Annotated in this window: 3 protein-coding genes; all 3 read left to right on the top strand. The window is 51.9% G+C overall.

Annotation, left to right across the window (positions count from 1 at the left end; translation table 11 throughout):
• A partial coding sequence (locus Q0314_RS07540) for a phosphatidate cytidylyltransferase (RefSeq protein WP_298057932.1) occupies positions 1–371 on the top strand: 371 nt, incomplete at its 5' end.
• Positions 372–378: 7 nt separating this feature from the next.
• On the top strand, positions 379–933 hold the full coding sequence (locus Q0314_RS07535) for a DUF1287 domain-containing protein (protein WP_298057930.1): 555 nt from the start codon (positions 379–381) through the stop codon (positions 931–933).
• Positions 934–971: 38 nt separating this feature from the next.
• A partial coding sequence (locus Q0314_RS07530; protein ID WP_298057929.1) for an alpha/beta hydrolase occupies positions 972–1,479 on the top strand: 508 nt, incomplete at its 3' end.

Below are 1,479 nucleotides of genomic sequence, written 5' to 3'. Positions count from 1 at the left end.
TGGTCGTGCAATCTAGCGACGTGCTGCAGTACGTCTGGGGCAAGCTTTTTGGCAAGCGCAAGATCGCTCCTAGCATCAGCCCGTCTAAAACGGTGGTCGGCTTTGCGGGAGGTGTTCTTAGCGCTAGCGCGCTAGCTGCGTACCTGCATCATCTCACGCCTTTTGGCGCGGTGGGGGCGTTTTTCATCGGGCTTGCCGTTTGTATGATGGGTTTTTTAGGAGGGCTTGTTATGTCTGCGATCAAGCGCGATCTGGGCGTCAAGGACTGGGGCTACATGATCAGCGGGCACGGCGGGATGCTTGACCGTATGGACTCGCTGTGCTTTGCGGCGCCGATATTTTTTCACATAGTTAGATATTTTTACGCGTGAGGTTTTGATGAAAATTTGTAGCAAAATTTTACTTTTAGCGCTCGCGGCAAATTTAGCCTTTGCATTTTCGGCCGAAAAGCTCGTGCAAGACGCTAGAGCGCAGGTAGGACGGACGCTGTTTTACGACCCTTCGTACTCTAGGCTAGCCTATCCGATGGGCGACGTGGATATGATGAAGGGCGTTTGCACCGACGTCGTAGTTAGGGCGCTGCGCGGACAGGATATCGATCTGCAGCGGCTCATCCACGAGGACATAAGCGCAAATTTTAGCGCCTATCCAAAAAACTGGGGCGCGAAAAAGACCGACAAAAACATCGATCATCGCCGCGTACCAAACATCGCGACCTATCTAAAACGCAAGGGCTACGAGGCAAGGGGCGAGTTTAAGGCGGGCGATATCGTGACGTGGCGGCTAGATAACGGCAGACCTCATATCGGCATAGTTTCGGATAAATTTGCCGGCGGCAAAACCCCGCTCGTGATCCATAACATCGGGCTTGGCGCGCAGGAGGAGGACGTGCTAAACGAGTACGAGATAACGGGGCATTTTAGGATAAAATAAGCGTAAAAACCGATAAATTTAAGCAAGAAAGGCGAAAAATGGAGTTTAAAGAGAGCTATTTTATAACGAGCGACGGGGCGAGGATATTTTACAGATACAGCCTGGCTGCGGACGTAGCGTGCGAAAACCCGAGCGCAAGCGAAGTAAATTTGAGCGAGGATAGTAAATTTGACGGGTCAAATTTGAGCGCCGGAGCCGCAAGCGAAACGTCAAATTCGGCTAGCGAGCAAGCGGGCGGCGCGGATGAAAATACGGAGCTAAATTTAAACAGCGAAGGCAAATCGGACGAGCAAAATTTACCAAACGATGGCGAAAATTCGGACTCAAATTTAAACGAAACAGGCAAATGCAGCGCGTCAAATTTGAGCGAGACGCCGAGCGAAAACGCCGAGCAAAATCTCAAATTTAAAGCCGCGCCAAACGCCAAAGCCGTAGCGATATTTCACCGCGGGCACGAGCACTCGGGTAGGACGATGCACGTAGCCGACGGGCTAGCGGATGAGAGTTTTAGCTATTTTGCCTGGGATCAGCGCGGACACGGCAGGA

Source organism: uncultured Campylobacter sp. (assembly GCF_938040115.1).
GTDB lineage: Bacteria > Campylobacterota > Campylobacteria > Campylobacterales > Campylobacteraceae > Campylobacter_A.
This window is presented reverse-complemented; position numbering and strand designations above follow the sequence as displayed.